The 18,997-nt window shown below is 56.2% G+C and carries 20 protein-coding genes; 3 read left to right on the top strand and 17 right to left on the bottom strand.

Annotation, left to right across the window (positions count from 1 at the left end; all coding sequences use genetic code 11):
- Window positions 1-53: 53 nt before the first annotated feature.
- From tolB to ACK4S7_RS03995, 14 genes are all read right to left on the bottom strand, one after another.
- A complete protein-coding gene (tolB, locus tag ACK4S7_RS04060) occupies window positions 54-1,418 on the bottom strand; it encodes a Tol-Pal system beta propeller repeat protein TolB (protein WP_409644697.1) in 1,365 nt (454 codons plus the stop codon).
- A 13-nt stretch (window positions 1,419-1,431) separates the two neighbouring features.
- Window positions 1,432-2,343, bottom strand: a complete 912-nt coding sequence (locus ACK4S7_RS04055; protein ID WP_409644696.1) for a hypothetical protein — start codon at window positions 2,341-2,343, stop codon at window positions 1,432-1,434.
- 10 nt (window positions 2,344-2,353) lie between these two features.
- Window positions 2,354-2,815 (bottom strand): protein TolR, encoded by a 462-nt coding sequence (gene tolR, locus ACK4S7_RS04050; protein WP_409644695.1) that lies wholly within the window; start codon window positions 2,813-2,815, stop codon window positions 2,354-2,356.
- A gap of 2 nt (window positions 2,816-2,817) precedes the next feature.
- Window positions 2,818-3,510 carry a protein TolQ gene (gene tolQ / locus ACK4S7_RS04045; RefSeq protein WP_409644694.1) on the bottom strand — a complete coding sequence of 231 codons (693 nt, stop codon included), beginning with the start codon at window positions 3,508-3,510 and terminating at the stop codon, window positions 2,818-2,820.
- 7 nt (window positions 3,511-3,517) lie between these two features.
- A complete protein-coding gene (gene ybgC / locus ACK4S7_RS04040) occupies window positions 3,518-3,970 on the bottom strand; it encodes a tol-pal system-associated acyl-CoA thioesterase (RefSeq protein ID WP_409644693.1) in 453 nt (150 codons plus the stop codon).
- Window positions 3,971-4,060: 90 nt separating this feature from the next.
- A complete protein-coding gene (gene ruvB / locus ACK4S7_RS04035) occupies window positions 4,061-5,086 on the bottom strand; it encodes a Holliday junction branch migration DNA helicase RuvB (RefSeq protein WP_409644692.1) in 1,026 nt (341 codons plus the stop codon).
- Window positions 5,083-5,691 (bottom strand): Holliday junction branch migration protein RuvA, encoded by a 609-nt coding sequence (gene ruvA, locus ACK4S7_RS04030; protein ID WP_409644691.1) that lies wholly within the window; start codon window positions 5,689-5,691, stop codon window positions 5,083-5,085. Before ruvA ends, ruvB begins: the two co-directional genes overlap by 4 nt.
- A gap of 82 nt (window positions 5,692-5,773) precedes the next feature.
- On the bottom strand, window positions 5,774-6,265 hold the full coding sequence (gene ruvC, locus ACK4S7_RS04025) for a crossover junction endodeoxyribonuclease RuvC (RefSeq protein WP_409644690.1): 492 nt from the start codon (window positions 6,263-6,265) through the stop codon (window positions 5,774-5,776).
- A complete protein-coding gene (locus ACK4S7_RS04020) occupies window positions 6,246-6,575 on the bottom strand; it encodes an NINE protein (RefSeq protein ID WP_409644689.1) in 330 nt (109 codons plus the stop codon). The genes ruvC and ACK4S7_RS04020 overlap by 20 nt, the downstream gene beginning before the upstream one ends.
- A 64-nt stretch (window positions 6,576-6,639) precedes the next feature.
- Window positions 6,640-7,383, bottom strand: coding sequence for a YebC/PmpR family DNA-binding transcriptional regulator (locus ACK4S7_RS04015; RefSeq protein ID WP_409644688.1), 744 nt, complete (start codon window positions 7,381-7,383; stop codon window positions 6,640-6,642).
- A gap of 78 nt (window positions 7,384-7,461) precedes the next feature.
- Window positions 7,462-7,782: a heavy metal-binding domain-containing protein gene (locus ACK4S7_RS04010; protein ID WP_409644687.1), complete on the bottom strand. Its 321-nt coding sequence runs from the start codon at window positions 7,780-7,782 to the stop codon at window positions 7,462-7,464.
- Window positions 7,783-7,893: 111 nt separating this feature from the next.
- Window positions 7,894-8,136 carry a DUF2312 domain-containing protein gene (locus tag ACK4S7_RS04005; RefSeq protein WP_409644686.1) on the bottom strand — a complete coding sequence of 81 codons (243 nt, stop codon included), beginning with the start codon at window positions 8,134-8,136 and terminating at the stop codon, window positions 7,894-7,896.
- 115 nt (window positions 8,137-8,251) lie between these two features.
- Window positions 8,252-9,565, bottom strand: a complete 1,314-nt coding sequence (locus ACK4S7_RS04000; RefSeq protein WP_409644685.1) for an amidohydrolase family protein — start codon at window positions 9,563-9,565, stop codon at window positions 8,252-8,254.
- Window positions 9,566-9,599: 34 nt separating this feature from the next.
- Window positions 9,600-9,902, bottom strand: a complete 303-nt coding sequence (locus tag ACK4S7_RS03995) for a DUF1244 domain-containing protein (RefSeq protein ID WP_409644684.1) — start codon at window positions 9,900-9,902, stop codon at window positions 9,600-9,602.
- Window positions 9,903-9,982: 80 nt separating this feature from the next.
- Between ACK4S7_RS03995 and pyk the strand changes: the two genes are divergently transcribed.
- A complete protein-coding gene (pyk, locus tag ACK4S7_RS03990; RefSeq protein WP_409644683.1) occupies window positions 9,983-11,431 on the top strand; it encodes a pyruvate kinase in 1,449 nt (482 codons plus the stop codon).
- A 15-nt stretch (window positions 11,432-11,446) separates the two neighbouring features.
- Here pyk and queA read toward each other — a convergent pair whose 3' ends face one another.
- Together queA and ACK4S7_RS03980 are read right to left on the bottom strand one after the other, a co-directional pair.
- Window positions 11,447-12,475: a tRNA preQ1(34) S-adenosylmethionine ribosyltransferase-isomerase QueA gene (gene queA / locus ACK4S7_RS03985; protein WP_409644681.1), complete on the bottom strand. Its 1,029-nt coding sequence runs from the start codon at window positions 12,473-12,475 to the stop codon at window positions 11,447-11,449.
- A gap of 16 nt (window positions 12,476-12,491) precedes the next feature.
- The gene (locus ACK4S7_RS03980; protein WP_409644680.1) at window positions 12,492-13,145 is read right to left on the bottom strand and encodes a peptidylprolyl isomerase; all 654 of its coding nucleotides are present in this window, start codon (window positions 13,143-13,145) and stop codon (window positions 12,492-12,494) included.
- Between the two features lie 336 nt (window positions 13,146-13,481).
- Between ACK4S7_RS03980 and ACK4S7_RS03975 the strand changes: the two genes are divergently transcribed.
- Window positions 13,482-16,601 (top strand): TonB-dependent receptor domain-containing protein, encoded by a 3,120-nt coding sequence (locus ACK4S7_RS03975; RefSeq protein ID WP_409644678.1) that lies wholly within the window; start codon window positions 13,482-13,484, stop codon window positions 16,599-16,601.
- 97 nt (window positions 16,602-16,698) lie between these two features.
- Here ACK4S7_RS03975 and ACK4S7_RS03970 read toward each other — a convergent pair whose 3' ends face one another.
- On the bottom strand, window positions 16,699-17,718 hold the full coding sequence (locus tag ACK4S7_RS03970; protein ID WP_409644677.1) for a hypothetical protein: 1,020 nt from the start codon (window positions 17,716-17,718) through the stop codon (window positions 16,699-16,701).
- 32 nt (window positions 17,719-17,750) lie between these two features.
- On the opposite strand from ACK4S7_RS03970, the gene ACK4S7_RS03965 reads away from it, so the two are divergent.
- Window positions 17,751-18,953 (top strand): aspartyl/asparaginyl beta-hydroxylase domain-containing protein, encoded by a 1,203-nt coding sequence (locus tag ACK4S7_RS03965; protein WP_409644676.1) that lies wholly within the window; start codon window positions 17,751-17,753, stop codon window positions 18,951-18,953.
- Window positions 18,954-18,997: the final 44 nt, after the last annotated feature.

Here is an 18,997-nt window from a genome sequence, read left to right as displayed (position 1 = left end):
TTTGGTCTGGTTTATTCGTGGTGCATATTTCAGTCTTATAACTGTAAACGTTTTTAAGGCAAAACGGGTCCCCACGCCGGGTCTGAACCATCCACCGGTGTTGGCAACTGGCGTTCGTTGGAACCCGTCAGATCGACTTGCCAGATGCTTGTTTTGCCGCTTCCCTTGGCGGTACGGAAGAACTGGATAACGCGGCCATTTGGAGCCCATGTCGGTGCTTCGTCCTGCCAACTGTTGGTCAGCAGGCGTTCGCCAGACCCATCGGGCCGCATAGTGCCGACGCGGAAATCGCCAGCAATGCGGGTGAACGCAATAAGGTCAGCGCGCGGGCTCCATTCGGGCGTGGCATAGCGCCCTGCACCAAAAGTGATGCGACGCTGGTTGCTGCCGTCTGCATTCATCACATATATTTGCTGGCTGCCTGAACGGTCGCTTTCAAAGACGATCTGGCGGCCATCGGGAGAGAAGCTGCCTCCGACATCAATCCCCGGAGAATTGGTGAGGCGGACAGGCGTGCCGTTGCCCGTTGCAGATATCTTATAGACATCGGTATTTCCGGAAACAGCCATGGAATAGAGGATAGTCTGCCCATCGGGTGACCAGCGCGGTGCAAAGGTCGGATTCGTCGACTGGGTAATCACACGCTGACGTCCGGTATCAATGTCATACACATAAATACGCGGGTTTCCGTCGACATAGGAAAGATACAGGATAGATTTGTAATTGGGCGAAAAGCGCGGAGTGAGCGCGGTTGACTGGCCATTGGTGATAAAGCGGTGGTTTGCGCCATCGGAATCCATAATCGCCAGACGCTTGACCCGCTTATTCTTTGGCCCGCTTTCAGCAATATAGGCAATGCGGCTGTCAAAAAAGGGTAGCTCGCCAGTCAGCCGGGAATAGATCGCATCAGCGCATTTATGCGCAGCGCGGCGCCATTCACGCGGCGGCACATTAAAGCCAAGTCGAGTGGTTTCATTGCCAAAGCCAACGTCGTAGAGATAACAACCAACGGTCAGGTTGCCATCACCTCCGACGCGGACAAAGCCCTGCACCAGATGTTCGACACGGCGTGATCTCCAGTAATCGAATTGCGGCGCAGTAACCTCTTGCAGGGTGATCGCGCGCAGGCCGTTTGGCCCTTGGGTTTCAAACACGCCAGATGCGCGCAGATTGGCCGAAATAACTTCGGCAATTTGCCGTCCGAGTGCAGTGCTGTTGCCGGCTGGCGTATCGGCTGGCGATGGTGCGACCAAAGCTGGCACAGCGATGGAGCGCGTTTTTGATGTGTCAAATTCCACCAGTTCAGGCTCGTCCGACGCAGGAGCAACCGGGGGTCGTGTTTGTGCAGTGGCTAGTTGCGCGCTGAAGAACAAAAGTAGGAAAGACGCCAGTTTCCGGTTCAATGCGAAGAGTGACATGTTTTTCATTCCTTTATCCCGTTGCGCGCAAACGAAGCGCGTGGGTTTTCCATACGTCATGATATTCGGGGTCAAGCCCCTCATAAGGCGAAGCTGCCCGCACCGCTTGCAAGATGCAGTCTTTCAGGGGCCCAGCCTGCGGCTGATTACTGTCGTTCACACCAGTCTGCTTGTCAAATCGAACCGAGGTCAATTTGCCTGAGGGCTCAAGGCTAAGCGTTACAAAGGTCTCGATCTGGTTAATGTCTATGCCCGACGGCGCACAGGCACGAACGCGGCTGCGGATTTGACCAGCAAGGCTGACGCCAACCGAGCGGCGCACTTCAGAATCGGTTTTTGCAGCGGGCGTGCCAACCGCCTTGCCAGCGCCGGGGGCCTTGCCGATATTGTTAATGCTGTCTTCGAAGCTTCTGCTCAAGCCGCCTGGTTTTGCAGGGGTAGTGCCCTTGCCAGCGGTAGACGCGGCCTTAGCGGTCGGGGGCGGCGTGGCGGCAGCCGTTTTAACAGGCGGTGCAGCCGCTTTGGCAGGGGGCTGCTTCACGGGCTCTTTTTTTACCGCGACCTTGGCGACAGGTGGGGAGGTCTCAGGCTTGGCCGCTTTCGGAACCGGCTTGGGCTGCGGTCTTTCTACGGATTTCTCCACCGGCTTCTCTACTGGCTTTTCGATTTGCATTGCGGGTGTCGGCGCAGGTGCAGGCGGTGGTTCGGCGGGCGCGCTGTCGGCGGGGGCAGGCGGTGCAGATTCCTCCTGAATGGCGTCAGGGGCAGTCGACACTTCCGAAATCTCGCCAACCAACGACACGGAGATAGATTCCTGCTTGGGCAAAGTTTCGGTAGATGCCATCATGCCAAGCGCAAATGCGCCCAACAAAATGGCATGGCCGCCGACCGCAGCGCCAAGTCCAAGTTTCTCCACCCTATCCATTGCTATCTCGTTAGTTTTCGTTTGATGAACCTGTGGTGACCAAGCTGACACTGTTCAGTCCTGCGCGGTTCAGTTCGCCCATTACGCGCATCATCTGGCCATAGCTGATAGCGGTATCGCCGCGCAGCATGATCTGCCGCGGAGTGTCAGGCGTTTGTGAAGCGGCAATTTCTTCAAGCCGTGCGGCAAGCTCCGCGGGGGGGACTTCCGTGCCGTCGATGAAGGTAACGCCATCGCGGTCGATTGCGATTTCGATAGGCTCATCGGGTTGGTCCAACGCATTCGCTCGGCTTTCCGGCAGTTCCACAGGAACGCCGGTGACAAGCAACGGTGCAGTCACCATGAAAATGATAAGCAGAACGAGCATCACATCGACAAAGGGCGTGACGTTGATGTCGGCCATCGGTGCACGTCGGCTGCCACGCTTGCGCCCACGTCCTGCGCTACCGCCGGATGAGGTGTTCATGGCCATGGCTAAATCTCAAGCTCCAGTTCACGGCTTAACGTCCCGTGGAAGCCATCGGCAAAGCGCCCCATGCGCGCTTCATATTGGTTTAGCCGATAGGAGAAACGGTTATAGGCGATAACTGCCGGAATAGCGGCGAACAGGCCGATTGCGGTGGCAAACAATGCCTCGGCAATGCCCGGTGCTACGACCGCAAGGCTTGAATTCTGTTCCGCCGCAATCGCGGCAAAGCTGCGCATGATGCCCCAGACTGTGCCGAACAGGCCGACGAAGGGCGCAACAGAGCCAGTCGTCGCCAGAAAGTTCAGCCGATTGGCGAGGCGATCTGTTTCGGCAGCGATGGTGGCGTCCATGGCTGTGGCAAGTCGTTCGCGCGTTCCGGCGCGGTCAATTATCTTTCCTTTTGTGGAAAGCCGCCATTCCGCCATTCCTGCCGTAAAGACCTTTGCCACAGGCAATTCGTTCTGGCTGTGCGTTTTGGAAAATCCGGCGATGTCGCTGCTTGCCCAAAAGTCGCGTTCAAACTTTTCGCTTTTCTTGTTAATACCCGACATTTTCAGCGTGAAGCTGATGATGATTGTCCATACCCAGACGCTGGCGAGCGCCAGACCGACTATGACCGCCTTGACCACCAGGTCGGCGTCCATAAACAGCTCAACGGGTGAAAAGCCCATATTTTGGGTGGCGATAATCGGGTCCATGGATATCCTATTCCTGCGGTCGGTTTATGATGGGCTGGAACGCGGCAACCCAGTGCGCGGGCTGTCGGCGTGGTTTGCCGTGTGGTGAAACAAAGGCAGCAGTGACGCGCGCCTCGGTCAATATTTCCTCACCGCGCATGACTGTTTGATGAATATCGCAGCTGGCGGCGCGCACCGCTTCGACAGTGCTGACCACAACAAGCGCATCGTCGAAATGCGCTGGGCGGCGATATTTGATTTGCATTTCGGTCACTGCATAAGCGCCCTGGCCTTGCGCATGCACTGTCCGTTGGTCAATGCCAACGCAGGCCAGCATGTCGGACCGTGCACGTTCCATGAAATGCAGATAGCGCGCGTGATAGACCACCCCCGAAAAGTCGGTGTCTTCAAAGTAAACGCGCACCGCAAACAGGTGCCGTGTGCCGTCAAACTGGCCTTGATAGGGGGATGGGACGGTCATCGCTAAATTGCTTAACCGTTGTCGAGTCCGGCGGCTAGGTTTTTTAGTTGCCGACCGCTCAACTGGTCGCCCGCAAGACTCTTCACATCGCTAAGAATCAAACAATCCATCCTGCGAACCGGCTGGCGGATTAAGGCCAAGATGTTTCCATCCCGGCGCATTCAGGCAGCGGCCACGCGCCGTCCGTGCGATGAGGCCCAATTGCAGCAAATAGGGCTCAACCACATCCTCGATGGTGTCGCGTGGTTCCGACAGGCCAGCGGCAAGCGCTTCGACGCCAACCGGGCCGCCGCGATAGATATTGGCGATCATATACAGATAGCGCCGGTCCATTGCATCCAGACCAAGCGCATCGACCTCAAGCCGGTTAAGTGCATTGTCGGCGATCTTGGCCGTGACAACCGGCTCGCCAGCAACATTGGCAAAGTCGCGCACCCGTCGCAGCAACCGCCCGGCAATGCGCGGTGTGCCGCGGGCGCGCTTTGCAATCTCGTTTGCGCCATCGGGTGCAATGCCAAGGTCAAGCAGCCGCGCAGCGCGGGTGACCACAAGCTCAAGTTCGGCATGGGTATAGAAATTCAACCGCACCGGAATACCGAAGCGGTCGCGCAGTGGCGTGGTTAGCAAACCCTGCCGCGTGGTGGCGCCGACCAATGTGAACGCCGGCAGATCGATCCGCACCGACCGCGCCGAGGGACCTTCGCCGATCATGATATCCAGCGCACGGTCTTCCATCGCGGGGTAGAGGATTTCCTCGACCACTGGGCTGAGCCTGTGGATTTCGTCAATGAACAGGACGTCGCCGTCTTCCAGATTGGTAAGTAATGCGGCAAGATCGCCCGATTTGGCGATGACCGGGCCTGATGTAGCGCGGAAACCGACGCCCATTTCCTTCGCCACAATCTGTGCCAATGTGGTCTTGCCAAGGCCCGGCGGGCCAAAGAAAAGGACATGGTCCAGCGGCTGTCCGCGCCCCTTCGCAGCTTCGATAAAAACACGCAGATTGTCGCGCGCTGCCGCCTGCCCGATGAACTCGGCGAGCGTCTTAGGCCGTAAGGCAGCATCGATATCCTCGGGCCGTTTATCGGGCGTCGTGATGCGGTCGTCTTCAGTCACCGCGACGCCCTCTTTAACGCCAGCCGGACAAGCGCATCCAATGTCGCATCTGGGCCGAGTTCTTCAACTGCCTGTGCCACAGCACTGCCTGCTTCGCCGGGTTTGAAGCCGAGGTTGGCGAGCGCAGACATCGCATCCTGCGCATGGTTACCTGCCGCCGCGCCAGTTGGCATCAACTTAGCGCCGCCGCCAATGCCAGCAAGCGCGCCAACCTTGTCCTTCAATTCGTTGACAATACGGCTGGCAAGCTTTGGTCCAACACCGTTTGCGCGGGCGACCATTGCCGCATCACCGCTGCCGATCGCGAGGGCGAGGTCGGCGGGTTCAATCGCGGACAAAATCGCAAGCCCGACCTTGCCGCCAACGCCTTGCACGCCCGTCAGCAGACGGAACCAGTCACGTTCCTCACGCGTCGCAAAGCCGATGAGCCGCATGTCGTTTTCCGACACCTGCATTTCGGTAAAAACGGTGGCGAAATCATCTGTCTTGCCGAGCGCCGCGAGTGTCCGCGCGCTCGCTTGTACCAGATAGCCAACGCCATTGACGTCGATTACCAGATGGTCAACGCCCGTTTCGTCAATGCGGCCATAAAGCTTTGCAATCATTGTCGCGGGTTAGCTGTTCGTTCCCCAATCGGCAAGCGAAAGAGAACATCGCGGGAACAGGACGCGACTTTGCGCGGATCCATCAACCCCTGCTATGATGGGCGTGCGTGATGGCCACAGCCAGTGCATCGGCGGCATCCGGCCCGGCAATTTTGAGGCCAGGCAAAAGGATACGCAGCATGGCCTGTACTTGCTCCTTCTCTGCCTTGCCGGTGCCGACGACTGATTTTTTCACCAGCCGCGCGGCATATTCGGTCACCGGAGTGCGATTGCGTGCTGCACCCAAAAGCACGACGCCGCGTGCCTGCCCAAGCTTCAGCGTCGACTGCGGGTTTTTGTTGACGAACACTTCTTCGACGGCTGCGCAATCGGGGCGAAAATGATCGAGCACGGCGTGCAGCTTCTCATCCAGCAACACCAGCCGGTTGGCGAGTGGCAGTTTGGCATCGGTATCGATTTCGCCATTGTCGATATGCGACAGGCGATTGCCTTCCTTGCGGATTACGCCCCAGCCAGTGGTGCCTAGGCCGGGGTCAAGACCGAGAATGATTAAACTATCCGTATTTTGCTTCAAATGCTTCGTCTGACATTGTTAGATATATTATGCCCTCGATAAATGCGGCGACTGCTGGAATCAATGTCCAAAAGAACAGAAGATAAAGAATGCCCCAACCTGTCCTTCCTAAATAAAATTTGTGCCCTCCAAACCCTCCAAGAAACCATGCAAAAATAAAAGCGACGATCTTATTTTTTCTTCCATTTCCGCCGGTGCCAGCCTGTGGCGCTCCGCACTGTGGACAGGCTTTTGCATCTTTATGAATTAAATTTCCGCAGCCACTGCAATATTTTTGACCCGTTGCTTCCGTCCCAATACTTGATGTCATTATGCCGCCCCCAAATTCGAATTTACCTTCAGTATCGACAATTGACGTAATGACAAACGGCTATTTAACCCAGCTTCGCCATAACCTCTTCAGAGACATCGTAATTGCCCCACACGGTCTGGACATCGTCATCGTCTTCCAGTGCGTCTATCATCTTGAGCAGGGTTGCGGCATTGGCTTCGTCAACTTCGACCAAAAGCTGTGGTTTCCATGCAAGCTTGGCGCTTTCGGCCGCTCCGAGTGTCGCCTCAAGTGCCTTGGCGACTTCGTGCAGGGCATCCATGCTGGTCCAGATGCTATGTTCATCTTCAGTCGACTCTACATCTTCTGCACCAGCCTCTAATGCGGCTTCAAACACGCTGTCGGCATCGCCAGCGCCCACGGGGTAGGTGATCAGACCCATTCGGTCAAAACCGTGGCTCACCGCACCTGAAGCGGCAAGATTGCCGCCGTTTTTGCTGAAGGCTGTGCGTACATTGGTTGCGGTGCGATTGCGGTTGTCAGTCAGTGCCTCAACGATGATGGAGACGCCACCGGGGCCATAGCCTTCATAACGCATTTCGTCATAGCTTTCAGCGTCCCCGCCAATTGCCTTGTCGATAGCGCGCTGAATATTATCCTTGGGCACCGATTGCGCCTTGGCGGCGTTCACCGCAAGGCGAAGGCGCGGGTTCATGTCGGGATCGGGCATGCCCATCTTCGCCGCAACGGTAATTTCGCGCGAAAGCTTGGAAAACTGCGCCGACCGCTTCTTGTCCTGCGCGCCCTTGCGGTGCTGGATATTCTTGAATTTGCTATGGCCTGCCATGGCTCTGCTCTTCTCTGGCTAAAGGATATGAAGCCGCGCCCTTACATCAGGCGCACGCCATTGGGCAAGCCATGTGGTTCAGCTTAACTTTACCGCAGTCCCGGACGCAGTGACCATGAGCATTGAGCCTTCTTTGCCAAGCACTTCGTAATCGAGGTCAATGCCGATCACCGCGTCGGCACCCATATTACGTGCTTCGGCTGCGAGTTCGGCCAAGGCGGTCTGGCGTGCATCACGCAGCGAATTTTCATAAGCACCTGCGCGACCGCCGACAATGTCGCGGATACCAGCGAACAAATCCTTGAAGATGTTCGCGCCTACAATGCATTCGCCGGTCACAACGCCGAGATATTCGCGGACGGGTTGGCCTTCAACAGATGTGGTGGTGGTCATCAACATGCTTCGATCTCCATCAATATTTGGTCGTTGTTCTGAACCCGCCACAAGGTAGCAAACTTACGCCGCCTGTCATCCCGAAACGCGCTCGGGATGACAAAATCGAAACGGCAATTACGCCAGACCAAGCGCCGATTTATAGGTGTCGAGGATAGCTTCCATTTCCTGGCGATCGTCCTGGCTCATTTTACGCAAACGGACGATCTGGCGCATGATTTTTGCGTCATACCCCTGGCTCTTGGCTTCTGAATAGACGTCGCGGATGTCGTCGGCGATGCCTTTCTTCTCTTCTTCCAGACGCTCGATGCGTTCAATAAACAGACGCAGTTGATCGGCGGCGACATTGCCTTCGGCCATGATTTTTCCCCTATGTGTTGAATGGGGCATCACGCCCCGAATCGGAATGGCACCCGCTTAGAAACTAGATCCGGTCATGTCGAGCGTAGTCGAGACACGAGCGGGTGCTAAGCGTTTACTCCGGGGGGAAGGCTTGGCGCTTGCCGTCAAGCTTGTGCACCACGCCCTGACGCATCACGAAATCGACCTTTTCCAGCAAAGTCACATCGCTGAGCGGGTTGCCATTGAGCGCAATAATGTCCGCGTCGCGTCCGGGCAATATCGCGCCAATTGGGCGGCCAAGTTCGTCCGCATTGTCCACGGTCGCTGCCTTAATGGCCTGCATCGGCGTCATGCCCGCCTTGATCATCAGTGCGAATTCCTTGGAATTTTCGCCATGGGGCGCAACGCCGGAATCGGTGCCGAACAATATGCGCACGCCACTCTTCACGGCGCGGGCAAAGCTGTTGGCATGGGCGAGCCCCGCTTCTTCTGCCTTTGCCAATTGCGGGGCAGGGGCATCGCCGCGACGCGCCTGGGCAAGCGCTGCGATGGGCGCAACGGCCGTTGGCACGAGGGCAGCACCTTCGGCCTTGAACAATTTGGCGGTTTCATCATCGATGAAGCTGCCATGCTCGATGGAATCGACGCCAGCGCGCAAGGCAGCATCAATGCCTTCCTTGCCATGAGCATGCGCAGTTACCTTGCGACCGAAGCTGTGGGCAGTGTCTACGATGGATTTCATTTCGGCGTCGGTCATTTGCTTGCCAAGTCCGCCAGCGATATTGGAACGGACACCGCCAGTTGCGGCAAATTTGACAACTTCAGCGCCCAGCGAAATTTGCGCTCGAACAGCGCTGGCGCATGCGTCTGGTCCGTCGCACAAATTGTTGCGCTCGGCCAAGACCGCTTTGGTATAAGCGCGGTTCAGGCCGTTTACGCCGCCATGCCCGCCCGTGACCGATATCATCGTACCGGCCGGAATAATTGTAGGACCTGATATCACGCCATTGTTGATGGCATCGCGCAGGCTGGTCGTCGTCCTGCCATCACCCCCCAAATCGCGCACGGTGGTAAAGCCAGCCTCCAAAGTGCGGCGTGCATTGCCTTGTGCAATGACAAAGACGTCCTCGACATCGCGTTGTGCACCTTCGAGGCGGCTGCGCAGCAGATTGTCGTCGCTGGAAATATGAACATGCATGTCGATCAGACCGGGCAACACAAATTGTGTTTTCAGGTCGACGACACGCGCATTGCCCTCTGCTGCCACAAAGCCGTCGCGGATTTCGGCTATTTTGCCATCGCGCACAATGATCGTTGAAGCGCCGCGCGGGGATTTGCCTGGCTGATCCAGCAGCTGGCCTGCATGGATATAGGTCGTATCGACCGATTGTGCCGCCAGTGGTGTGCCAGCCAACAGCATGGCCACAGATATTATTGCGCGCTTCATATCGCTTCCCTTTTTACATCTCCGAGGTTGATGGTTAGCCGTGCGATTTATTTTTCGCCACGCTTTCTTTCATGCGCGCCAACTGCTCTGGCGTGGCTTCGGTCTGGTAACTTGCCTTCCACTGTGCGGCTGGCATGCCATGGATGATCTCTCGCGCTTGTTCTCTGGTCATCTGCCCGTCAGCCTCCATCACCCAATCGGCGAGGCAATTGCGGCAAAAGCCGGCAAGGCCCATCAGGTCAATATTCTGGGCATCATGCCGGTGCTGTAAATGGGCAACGAGGCGGCGAAAGGCGGCCGCGGCGGCTGCGTCTGAAATTTGCGTGTCCTGTTGCATAGCTATGCGCCCTTTCCGTTGCTGGTTTGCCTCGTTATGGGGAAGGCGAAGTTCAAAATCCATATCGCGGAGCCAGTTCCATGCAATATCATAAACCACGCATGCGCAAGGTCCGCATTTTGGCGACTTTAGGTCCCGCGAGCGACACGCCCGAGATGATCGAAAAACTGTTTCGGGCTGGTGCCGACGCATTCCGCGTCAATATGAGCCATGGTGAGCAAGCGGATAAGGTGCAATTGATTGCCAATATCCGCGCGCTGGAAAAATCCTATAACCGGCCAACGACGATATTGGTTGACCTGCAAGGGCCCAAGTTGCGCGTCGGAACTTTTGCCGACGACAAGGTTGAATTGCACACGGGCCACAATTTCCGGCTCGATACTGACAAGACGCCCGGCGATGCGCATCGGGTCTATTTGCCGCATCCGGAGATTTTTGCAGCGTTGGAGATTGGCGCGCGGCTGTTGCTCGACGATGGCAAGCTTGTGTTGCGTGTTACCGAAATTGGCCCTGACCATATCAACACCAAGGTTGAGGTGGGCGGGATGCTGTCCAACCGTAAGGGGTTGAATGTCCCTGATGTCGTTATTCCCATTGCTGCGCTGACTGAAAAGGACCGCTCGGATCTCGCGTTCGCACTGGAGCAGGGCGTTGACTGGATTGCGATGTCCTTCGTCCAGCGGCCGGAGGATGTCGCCGAAGGCAAAAAGCTGATTGGCAACAAGGCGGCGTTGCTGGCCAAGATCGAGAAGCCTGCTGCCATTGGACGCTTGGAAGAAATACTTGAGCTTGCCGACGGCGTAATGGTCGCGCGCGGGGACCTGGGTGTAGAATTGCCGCCGGAGCAAGTGCCGCCCCTGCAAAAGAAGATTGTGTCGACTGCGCGGCGGATGGGCAAGCCAGTCGTGGTGGCGACACAGATGCTGGAATCGATGATATTCTCGCCGTCGCCAACGCGGGCCGAAGTGTCGGACGTTGCGACCGCGATTTACGACGGCGCCGATGCCGTGATGCTGTCTGCGGAAACGGCGGCCGGTGCCTGGCCGATCGAGGCGGTGTCAATCATGGACCGGATTGCGCAGCAGGTTGAAGGCGACCCTGATTTCTTCAAACGCATCCATTTCACCGAGACCCCGGCGGACGGGACAACCGCGGACGCGTTGGCCGAAGCCAGCGGGCGGATCGTCGACACTGTGGAAACCAGCGCGATCGTCTGCTTCACCTCATCCGGTTCGACCGCGCGCAGAATCTCACGCGAACGGCCTGCAGTGCCACTTTTGGTGCTGACGGCGAGCCAGTCCACCGCGCGTCGCTTGGGTCTTTTATGGGGCGCCTTTGCTGTCCGGACCAAGGACATTGGCTCGTTTGAGGAAATGGTCGCCAAGGGCAAGCGCATGGCGCTGCGTTATCACCTGGGTGTCGCGGGAGGACGGATTATCATCATGGCAGGCGTACCCTTTGGCACGCCGGGCTCAACCAATGTGCTGCATATCGTTCGCCTGACCGGCGACGAGCTTAAAGGGCATTAAGCCCGCCCGACTGCGTTATGGCAACAACAGGCTGCTGTCGCCATAGCTGTAAAAGCGGTATTCCTCGGCGATTGCATGGGCGTAAGCCGCTTGCATCGTCTCGCGGCCCATCATCGCGCTGACCAGCATGAACAAGGTCGATTTCGGTAGGTGGAAATTTGTCATCAAGCCGCCAATCGCCTTGAACCGGTAACCCGGCGTGATGAAGATATCGGTGTCGCCTTCAAACGGGTGAACAATGCCATGTTCGTCAGCAGCGCTCTCGACAAGGCGCAATGACGTTGTGCCAACCGCGACAAGGCGCCCACCTGCTTCGCGGATGCTGTTAAGCCGGTGCGCGGTTGCGGCATCGATACTGCCCCATTCGCTGTGCATGCGATGTTCGGTGGTGTCGTCGGCCTTGACTGGCAGGAACGTGCCCGCGCCAACATGAAGTGTAAGCGTCGCGGTTTCAATGCCTGCCGCTTGCACCGCGGCCATCAATTCAGGCGTGAAATGCAAGGATGCCGTCGGCGCAGCAACCGCGCCATCCTTTTGCGCGAACATCGTCTGATAATCTTCGGCATCGCGTTCGTCGGTCGGGCGTTTGCCCGCGATATAAGGCGGCAAAGGCATGGTGCCAGCGCGTTGCAGGAGGATTTCGACTGGCTCATCACCCTCGAAAAACAATGTGAAGCTGCCGTCGTCATGGCGTTCTTCGGCAATCGCCGTCACGCCCTTGCCAAAATCGACAACGTCGCCGGGATGCAGGCGTTTGGCATTGCGGATAAAGGCCTGCCACCGGCGCAGGTCGCTACGTTTGTGCAAGGTCGCGCCAATCGATGCATCGCCGCGCTTGCCCTGAAGCTGCGCCGGAATGACCCGCGTATCGTTAAAGATCAGGCAGTCACCCTTGCGCAACAACTGTGGCAGGTCGCGCACGAAGCGATCGGCAAGGCCATGGTCACCGCTAACACAGAGCATCCGTGCGGCGTCACGAGGCGCGACAGGGCGCAGCGCAATCCGTTCGGGCGGAAGCTCGAAATCAAAAAGGTCAACGCGCATGAGAAGCTGAGCCCAGTCAGTTTCCGCTAAGCTGGTCTACGGTAATCGGCTTGTCCGCTGTAGCAGGCACGGTTGGCGTGGCAAAGGCCGGCGGAGGAACATTATCCGCTGCGATGGATGCCTGTAACACCTTGCTTGGGCTAACAGGTGGCTCACCGCGTTCAATGGCGTCTACAAACTGCATGCCAGAGGTTACGCGGCCAAAAACCGTGTATTTGTTGTCCAAATTGAAGCGCGGCTGGAAGCAGATGAAGAACTGGCTGTTGGCCGTGTCGGGCTCGTTCGTTCGCGCCATCGACACTGTCCCACGCAGATGCGGCGTGCTATTAAATTCGGCCTTCAGATCAGGAAGCTCCGATCCGCCTTGGCCCGTTCCGGTCGGGTCGCCCGTCTGTGCCATAAATCCGTCGATCACGCGGTGAAAGACAACGCCGTTATAAAATCCCTGCCGCGTCAGCGTCTTGATGCGCTCGACATGCGCAGGGGCCACAGCGGGAAACATCTGAATGGTCACGCGGCCACCTGTGGACAAATCCAATACAAGTATGTTTTCCGGGTCCGGCGCTGTGGGCGCAGGCACCGCGGGCTGGGCCAGGGCTGGAGACAGGGCTGCGGCAAAAATCCCCAGCAACAGAAGCGTGATTTTTGAAAATAAGAAACGAAGGGACATTAATGCTTGCCTCGGAGAACCAGTTCCAGACCCTTTAGCGAACGACGCTGTCGCTGTCATGAACGATTTTTTCCATGCCAATGTGCACCGGATAAATGGCATGACCAAGCCTTAGTCCTACTGTTGCATAAAGGTGACAGGGCTGAAATATCTTCCGAAATACGACCCATTTTGTTGCGTAACCCCAGCATATCCGTCAAAGCACGCTCAACCCGGAGGGATTTCATAGGACTTTGCGCGCCATTTGTGCGTCTTGTGCATGGAAAAGCTGGGGAGTTTAACAGCCACTGCGGGGCGGGAAACCGTTAACAGTGGCCTTATTAAAGGGGCTATATCGTGAAAAACACACGTATCAGCAATTTGAAATATGCAGCGGCACCGCTCGCATTGGGCGTGGCGTTGATCTCAACGCCGTCATTTGCCCAAGATGCAGTCGCTCAAGAACAGACAGGTAGCGAAATCGTCGTTACCGGTTCGCTCATCGTCAATCCGAACCTTGAGCGTTCGTCGCCGGTCCTTGCGACCACGGCAGACGAAATCGAACTTCTCCAGTCGAACGTGGCTGAAGAAATCCTGCGTGAAATCCCAGGTGTAGTCCCGTCCATTGGTTCCGCAGTGAACAACGGTAACGGAGGCGCATCTTTCGTCAACTTGCGTGGTCTCGGTTCAAACCGTAACATCGTTTTGATCGACAGCACACGCGTTGTGCCTGCTGGTCTGGCTGGCGTTTTCGACCTTAACAACATTCCTCTCGCACTCGTTGAGCGGGTTGATGTTCTTACCGGCGGTGCTTCGACAACTTATGGTGCCGACGCAATCACGGGCGTCGTGAACTTCATTACGCGTCGCGACTTTGCTGGTTTGGAAGCCAATGCTGGCTACCAGATCACTGAAGAAGGCGATGGCGGCACGTTCCGCGTTGACGTAACCCTCGGTGCGAATTTCGACGATGGTCGCGGTAACGCCGTGTTCAGCATCGGTTATCAGGAATCTGATCCTGTGTATCAGGGTGCACGTGACGTTTCGCTCGATACGCTGGAAACATTCTCCGGTACGGCGCTTGGTTCGGGTACAGCATTCCCTTCGCGTTTCTCAGGTGCTCGTGCTCTTGATGGCACAGCTAACCTAGGGACAGCCCAGGTTAACAGTGCCGGACAAATCGTTCCGACATTCTCGACCTTTAACTTCAACCCATATAACGTGTTCCAGACACCTTTTGAACGCGTTAACATGTTTGGCCAGGCCAATTATGAAGTAAGCGATGCGGTCGAAGTTTACACGCGTGGATTGTTCTCGAAAAATACCGTGGACACGATCATCGCGCCGTCCGGCGCATTCGGTATTGCAGTCAATCTCAGCTTGAACAACCCGTTCTTGCCGGCTGCTGCACGTAACCAGTTCTGCGCATTTGACGTGAACCCAAGCGCTACCGTTTACACACCGCGCTTCACTCAAGCGGAATGTGATGCTGCTGCAACGGCTGCACCAGGCAGTGCTGCCTATCGTGAAGTCGGCCGCAACAACACTTTTGTGCCCTTTGACGTTAACAACGACGGTACAATCGCAACTGGCGAAGGCTATTTCAACAACCCGCAATCGGCTCTCTTCCGCCGTTCGGTTGAAGCTGGTCCACGCGTCAGCAACTACGTAACCCAGTTGTTCGATTATAAGCTTGGTGCGCGCGGTGCGATCACTGACTCAATCGACTGGGACGTATTTGGTGCTTATGGCGAAAGCGAAAATCGCCAGACCATCAAGGGCTACTTCACAAACTCGCGCGTTCGCCAGTCTTTGCTGACAACACGTGATGCTGCAGGTAACCTGGTCTGCCAGAACACGGCAAATGGTTGCGTTCCTGCAAACTTCTTTGGCGACATTTCGCCTGAAGCAGTCAACTTCCTGGTTCAGGAAAGCTCTTCGTTTGTGAAATCATCACTTGCGCAAGCCCGCGCGACCATCAGCGGTGATGTCGGATTTACCAGCCCATGGGCTGCTGAACCGGTTGCATTTGCTCTGGGTGGTGAATTCCGCAAATATCAAGCTTCGCAAGGTGCCGATACGTTGGCGCAATCCGGTGAATTGGGTGGTGCCGGTGGTGCAACGCCAAATATCGCGGGTGGCTATGACGTATATGAAGCTGTTGCCGAAGTTGTCTTGCCGCTTATTTCCGATAAGCCATTCTTCCACAGCCTGACGGTTGAAGGCGGCGTGCGCTATTCGGATTATACCATCGCTGCACCAGGTAATCCTGGATACAGTGCCACCACGTACAAGGTTGGTGGTTCATGGGAGCCAATCGAAGGCGTAACTGTCCGTGGCAACTATTCACGTGCCGTTCGTGCACCGAATATTGCCGAACTGTTCAGCCCGGTAAACACTGGCCTGACCAACTTGGGCGTTGACCCATGCGCTACCCGCCGGACGAACGGGACGGTTCTCCGTCCTGACCTGACCGGTGAGTTGCTTGCAGTCTGCCTTGCGCAGGGTGCAAATGCCGGTAACGTCCAAGTCATTCCTGAGCCAATTTCGGGTCAGGTGCTATCGACTGGTGGTGGTAACCTCAACATCAAGCCTGAAAAGTCGGACAGCTACACAGTTGGCGTGATTTTCCAACCTGCGGCTATCCCAGGCTTCTCGGCATCGATCGATTACTACAACATCAAGGTCAATGAGGCGATCAGTGCGCCAACACCTGCTGACGTCATCGGCGCGTGCTTTGGCGTAGGCGCAAATGGCATCTTCACTCCTGCTGCTGGCGCTGCTGCATCGACTGCGTGTACTTCGATCCGTCGTGATCCGATTACCGCTGGCTTGAGCGGTGATCCCAACACGAGCACAGGTCTGCCTTCGACACTGTCGAACTCTGGCAGCCTTGAAACCGACGGTATCGACGTTTCGGTAAACTATCGTACTGATCTGACTGAGAATGTTGGTCTGTCGCTGTCGTTTGCTGGTAACTATACCTTCGCGTCGAAGTTCAACGCATTTGTAGCAAGCCCAATTTCGATCAACCGTGATTGCGTAAGCTACATCAGCTCGAACTGTGGTTCTTTGCAGCCTGAATTCCAGTGGTCTCAGCGTACAACCTTGTCGTTCGAAAACATTGACGTTTCGCTTCTGTGGCGTCACCTGTCTTCGTTCGAGCAAGAACCGCTTGACGTCGACGACTCTGGTCCGTTCTTCAATGGAACAATCGGTGCTGCGATCCCTGGCGTAGGTGGCCGTACGGTCAACTTCGGTAAGATCAAAGCTTACGACTATTTTGACCTGTCGACACGTTTCAATGTCTCGGAAAACCTGACGTTGAACCTGTCGGTTCAAAACCTGCTCGATAAGGGTCCTCCAATCACTGGTAACAACGCCGGTACGACGACCTTCAACAGCGGCAACACCTTCCCGTCGACATACGACGCGCTTGGTCGTCGTTATGCTGTATCGGCAAAGCTGCGCTTCTAATCTGAAGAACAGTTCATAATTCAAGAGGGGCGGACAGCAATGTCCGCCCTTTTTTGTTACGAAAAACGGAATGAACCCGACGTAGGGCGGCGTCGATTCAAAATCGCAACTGATGTTCCAGCGTAAGGGCAATATCGGCAGAATCGGCGACAGCTTGCGCCCAGACCAGTACCTTTTCTATTTCATCACCATGCGCCTTGTGTGCCAAATCATATTCAGCACGGCGGTCCTCCGCCCGAAAACTTCCGCCGAACTTGCTGTGCGTGCTGAACGCAGGATGCGCCTCATTTGCCGCGCCGTGGTCACTTATTCCAAAGTGCATTGCAGCCGCCTGGAGAGCTTTCCCGGGATTGGCTGTGAGGGCTTCACTGTCCAGCGTTGCTATTCGTTCAGGACCAAATTTTTGTGCAATCAAGCTAAACAATTTCTGTTGAGCCAGCCAGCCGACGGCCGCGACTTGCAGATCAGATTGCCGGAAAAAGTCAGACATATCAAAGCCAAGATTGACCATTCCGTCTCTGATCTGCCCTTCAAGCAATTCACGGCACCATAGCCGGCACCAGAGGCCCTTGCGTGCCACAGAAAGCAAGAATACCGGCAGCGGCGCGTACAGAAGAATGGCTTTGCTATTAGGCCGCATGGTCAGTGCCGCAGGCGCCAGCGCGTTGAATATATTCGAAGGTTTGGCAATCACGGCCTGATCCTGTCCGAACGGGCGGGCGAGCATCGCCAACGCATCGCCGAGAAGCTCGGCAACAGCAGCCGGAGCGCCGCCGCGCCGCCGAAAGCCTACAACATCATTGAGCACGACTGGTTCTTTCAAACCCATCGACACACCCGGCAGATCAAACGCATTGGCCAGCATCGTTGATGCGCAAAAGGCAGAGTGCAGAATGAAATGCAACTTGTCGGTCTGCTCGACCAAATCCCTGGCATCGCGCCGTGCGACGACAACCGGGTTTTGCTCGATACCAAGATACTCATCTGTGGCGAAGGTTGCGGCGTTGTGCATCGGGCGATTCACATACCGCAATTGAAATGTGTCAGTCGAAGCATCATAGCGATGGGCAAGCCATTCGCCGTCCTTCCACATCGCGTTGATATTATTATGCTCCATTGCGCGTTGGACCTTGCCGTTTATGGCTGTAAATGGCAAGCATCGAGCTTATGAACCAGAGCGCGCCCTCGGCTGAAGCTGCCCGATTGAATAGTCAAGGCATGCTTGCGTTGCGCGCGCATAGCTTTGTTGAGGCCGAACGCCTTTTCCTAGAGGCTACGACGCATGACAAGTTTTCCAGTGCGCTTTGGCGGAATGTGGCCACCGCGCGGCGCTCGTTAGGCGATGATAAAGGCGAATTGCAGGCTCTAAATGCCGCTATTGATGCTGACAGGCGCGACTTCATGGCTTGGCTGCGTAAGGCTCAATTGCACCAGCGTACAGAAGAGAAGGCCGAGGCGCTTGTCGCGTGGAGCGGCGTGCTGCAGATGGCCGCGCAAGCCTCAGACCTGTCGCCGGAGATTTCGTCAGCATTACAGATTGGCCAGACGTTTGTCGCTGAGGCGACGGTGCAAATTGCAGATGCCGTTGGCGCCGAACTCGCGCCCCTTAACGCAACAATGGACGAGATGGAGCGAAGGCGAAGCAGTGCTTTTGTTGACCTCGCCCTTGGTCGTCGCCAGAGCTTTGTTAACAATTGCGAAGGTCTTTATTATCCCTTTCTTCCAGCTGACGAGTTTTTTGACAGGCGGCACTTTCCTTGGATGTCGCAAATCGAGGCTGCGACAGATGACATAAGAACGGAATTGGAAGCGCTGCTTTCCGATCCGGGTGACGCATTGCGACCTTATGTAAAAATGGACGCGGGCGTGCCGCAAAATAAGTGGTCGGAACTTGACCAGTCGCTGAACTGGGGCGCATGTTTTTTGTGGGAATATGGGCAGCCCAATCAGGCCGTTCTGGACCGGTGCCCCAAAACCGCGGAGGCTTTGGCGAATTTACCCAAAGCAATGCTTCCAGGCCGGGCACCCAGTGCGTTTTTCTCGATACTAAAGCCCCGCACCAGAATTCCACCCCATACTGGTGTCACGAACACCCGCGCTATCGTCCATCTGCCTCTTTTAGTTCCCGAAAATTGCGGTTTCCGCGTCGGCGGTGAAACACGGCCTTGGCAGGTTGGTAGGGCCTTTGCATTTGATGACACAATTGAACATGAAGCATGGAATGACAGTGACGAAAATCGCGCCATTCTAATCTTTGATGTGTGGAACCCCCATCTCACTGTCGTTGAACAGGATGTTATTGTGCGCTATTATGACGCCGCTGACGCGACAGGATTTAACATTTCGCGTTGATATTAAATGTTTTTTGACTAGTTTCGTTATACCATCGCGATTGT

Origin of the sequence: Sphingorhabdus sp. (assembly GCF_046292425.1) — a bacterium.
Classification (GTDB): Bacteria; Pseudomonadota; Alphaproteobacteria; order Sphingomonadales; family Sphingomonadaceae; genus Sphingorhabdus_B.
This window is presented reverse-complemented; position numbering and strand designations above follow the sequence as displayed.

Coding starts and splice junctions, on each gene's coding strand:
- ACK4S7_RS03965 (WP_409644676.1), top strand. CDS start 17,751: ATGGCAAGCATCGAGCTTATGAACCAGAGCGCGCCCTCGGCTGAAGCT.
- ybgC (WP_409644693.1), bottom strand. CDS start 3,970: ATGACCGTCCCATCCCCCTATCAAGGCCAGTTTGACGGCACACGGCAC.
- ACK4S7_RS03995 (WP_409644684.1), bottom strand. CDS start 9,902: ATGCAACAGGACACGCAAATTTCAGACGCAGCCGCCGCGGCCGCCTTT.
- ruvA (WP_409644691.1), bottom strand. CDS start 5,691: ATGATTGCAAAGCTTTATGGCCGCATTGACGAAACGGGCGTTGACCAT.
- ACK4S7_RS04010 (WP_409644687.1), bottom strand. CDS start 7,782: ATGTTGATGACCACCACCACATCTGTTGAAGGCCAACCCGTCCGCGAA.
- ACK4S7_RS04015 (WP_409644688.1), bottom strand. CDS start 7,383: ATGGCAGGCCATAGCAAATTCAAGAATATCCAGCACCGCAAGGGCGCG.
- ACK4S7_RS04055 (WP_409644696.1), bottom strand. CDS start 2,343: ATGGATAGGGTGGAGAAACTTGGACTTGGCGCTGCGGTCGGCGGCCAT.
- tolQ (WP_409644694.1), bottom strand. CDS start 3,510: ATGGACCCGATTATCGCCACCCAAAATATGGGCTTTTCACCCGTTGAG.
- ACK4S7_RS04020 (WP_409644689.1), bottom strand. CDS start 6,575: ATGACATCAAGTATTGGGACGGAAGCAACGGGTCAAAAATATTGCAGT.
- pyk (WP_409644683.1), top strand. CDS start 9,983: ATGCAATATCATAAACCACGCATGCGCAAGGTCCGCATTTTGGCGACT.
- ACK4S7_RS03980 (WP_409644680.1), bottom strand. CDS start 13,145: ATGTCCCTTCGTTTCTTATTTTCAAAAATCACGCTTCTGTTGCTGGGG.
- tolB (WP_409644697.1), bottom strand. CDS start 1,418: ATGTCACTCTTCGCATTGAACCGGAAACTGGCGTCTTTCCTACTTTTG.
- ACK4S7_RS04005 (WP_409644686.1), bottom strand. CDS start 8,136: ATGGCCGAAGGCAATGTCGCCGCCGATCAACTGCGTCTGTTTATTGAA.
- ACK4S7_RS04000 (WP_409644685.1), bottom strand. CDS start 9,565: ATGAAGCGCGCAATAATATCTGTGGCCATGCTGTTGGCTGGCACACCA.
- queA (WP_409644681.1), bottom strand. CDS start 12,475: ATGCGCGTTGACCTTTTTGATTTCGAGCTTCCGCCCGAACGGATTGCG.
- ACK4S7_RS03970 (WP_409644677.1), bottom strand. CDS start 17,718: ATGGAGCATAATAATATCAACGCGATGTGGAAGGACGGCGAATGGCTT.
- tolR (WP_409644695.1), bottom strand. CDS start 2,815: ATGGCCATGAACACCTCATCCGGCGGTAGCGCAGGACGTGGGCGCAAG.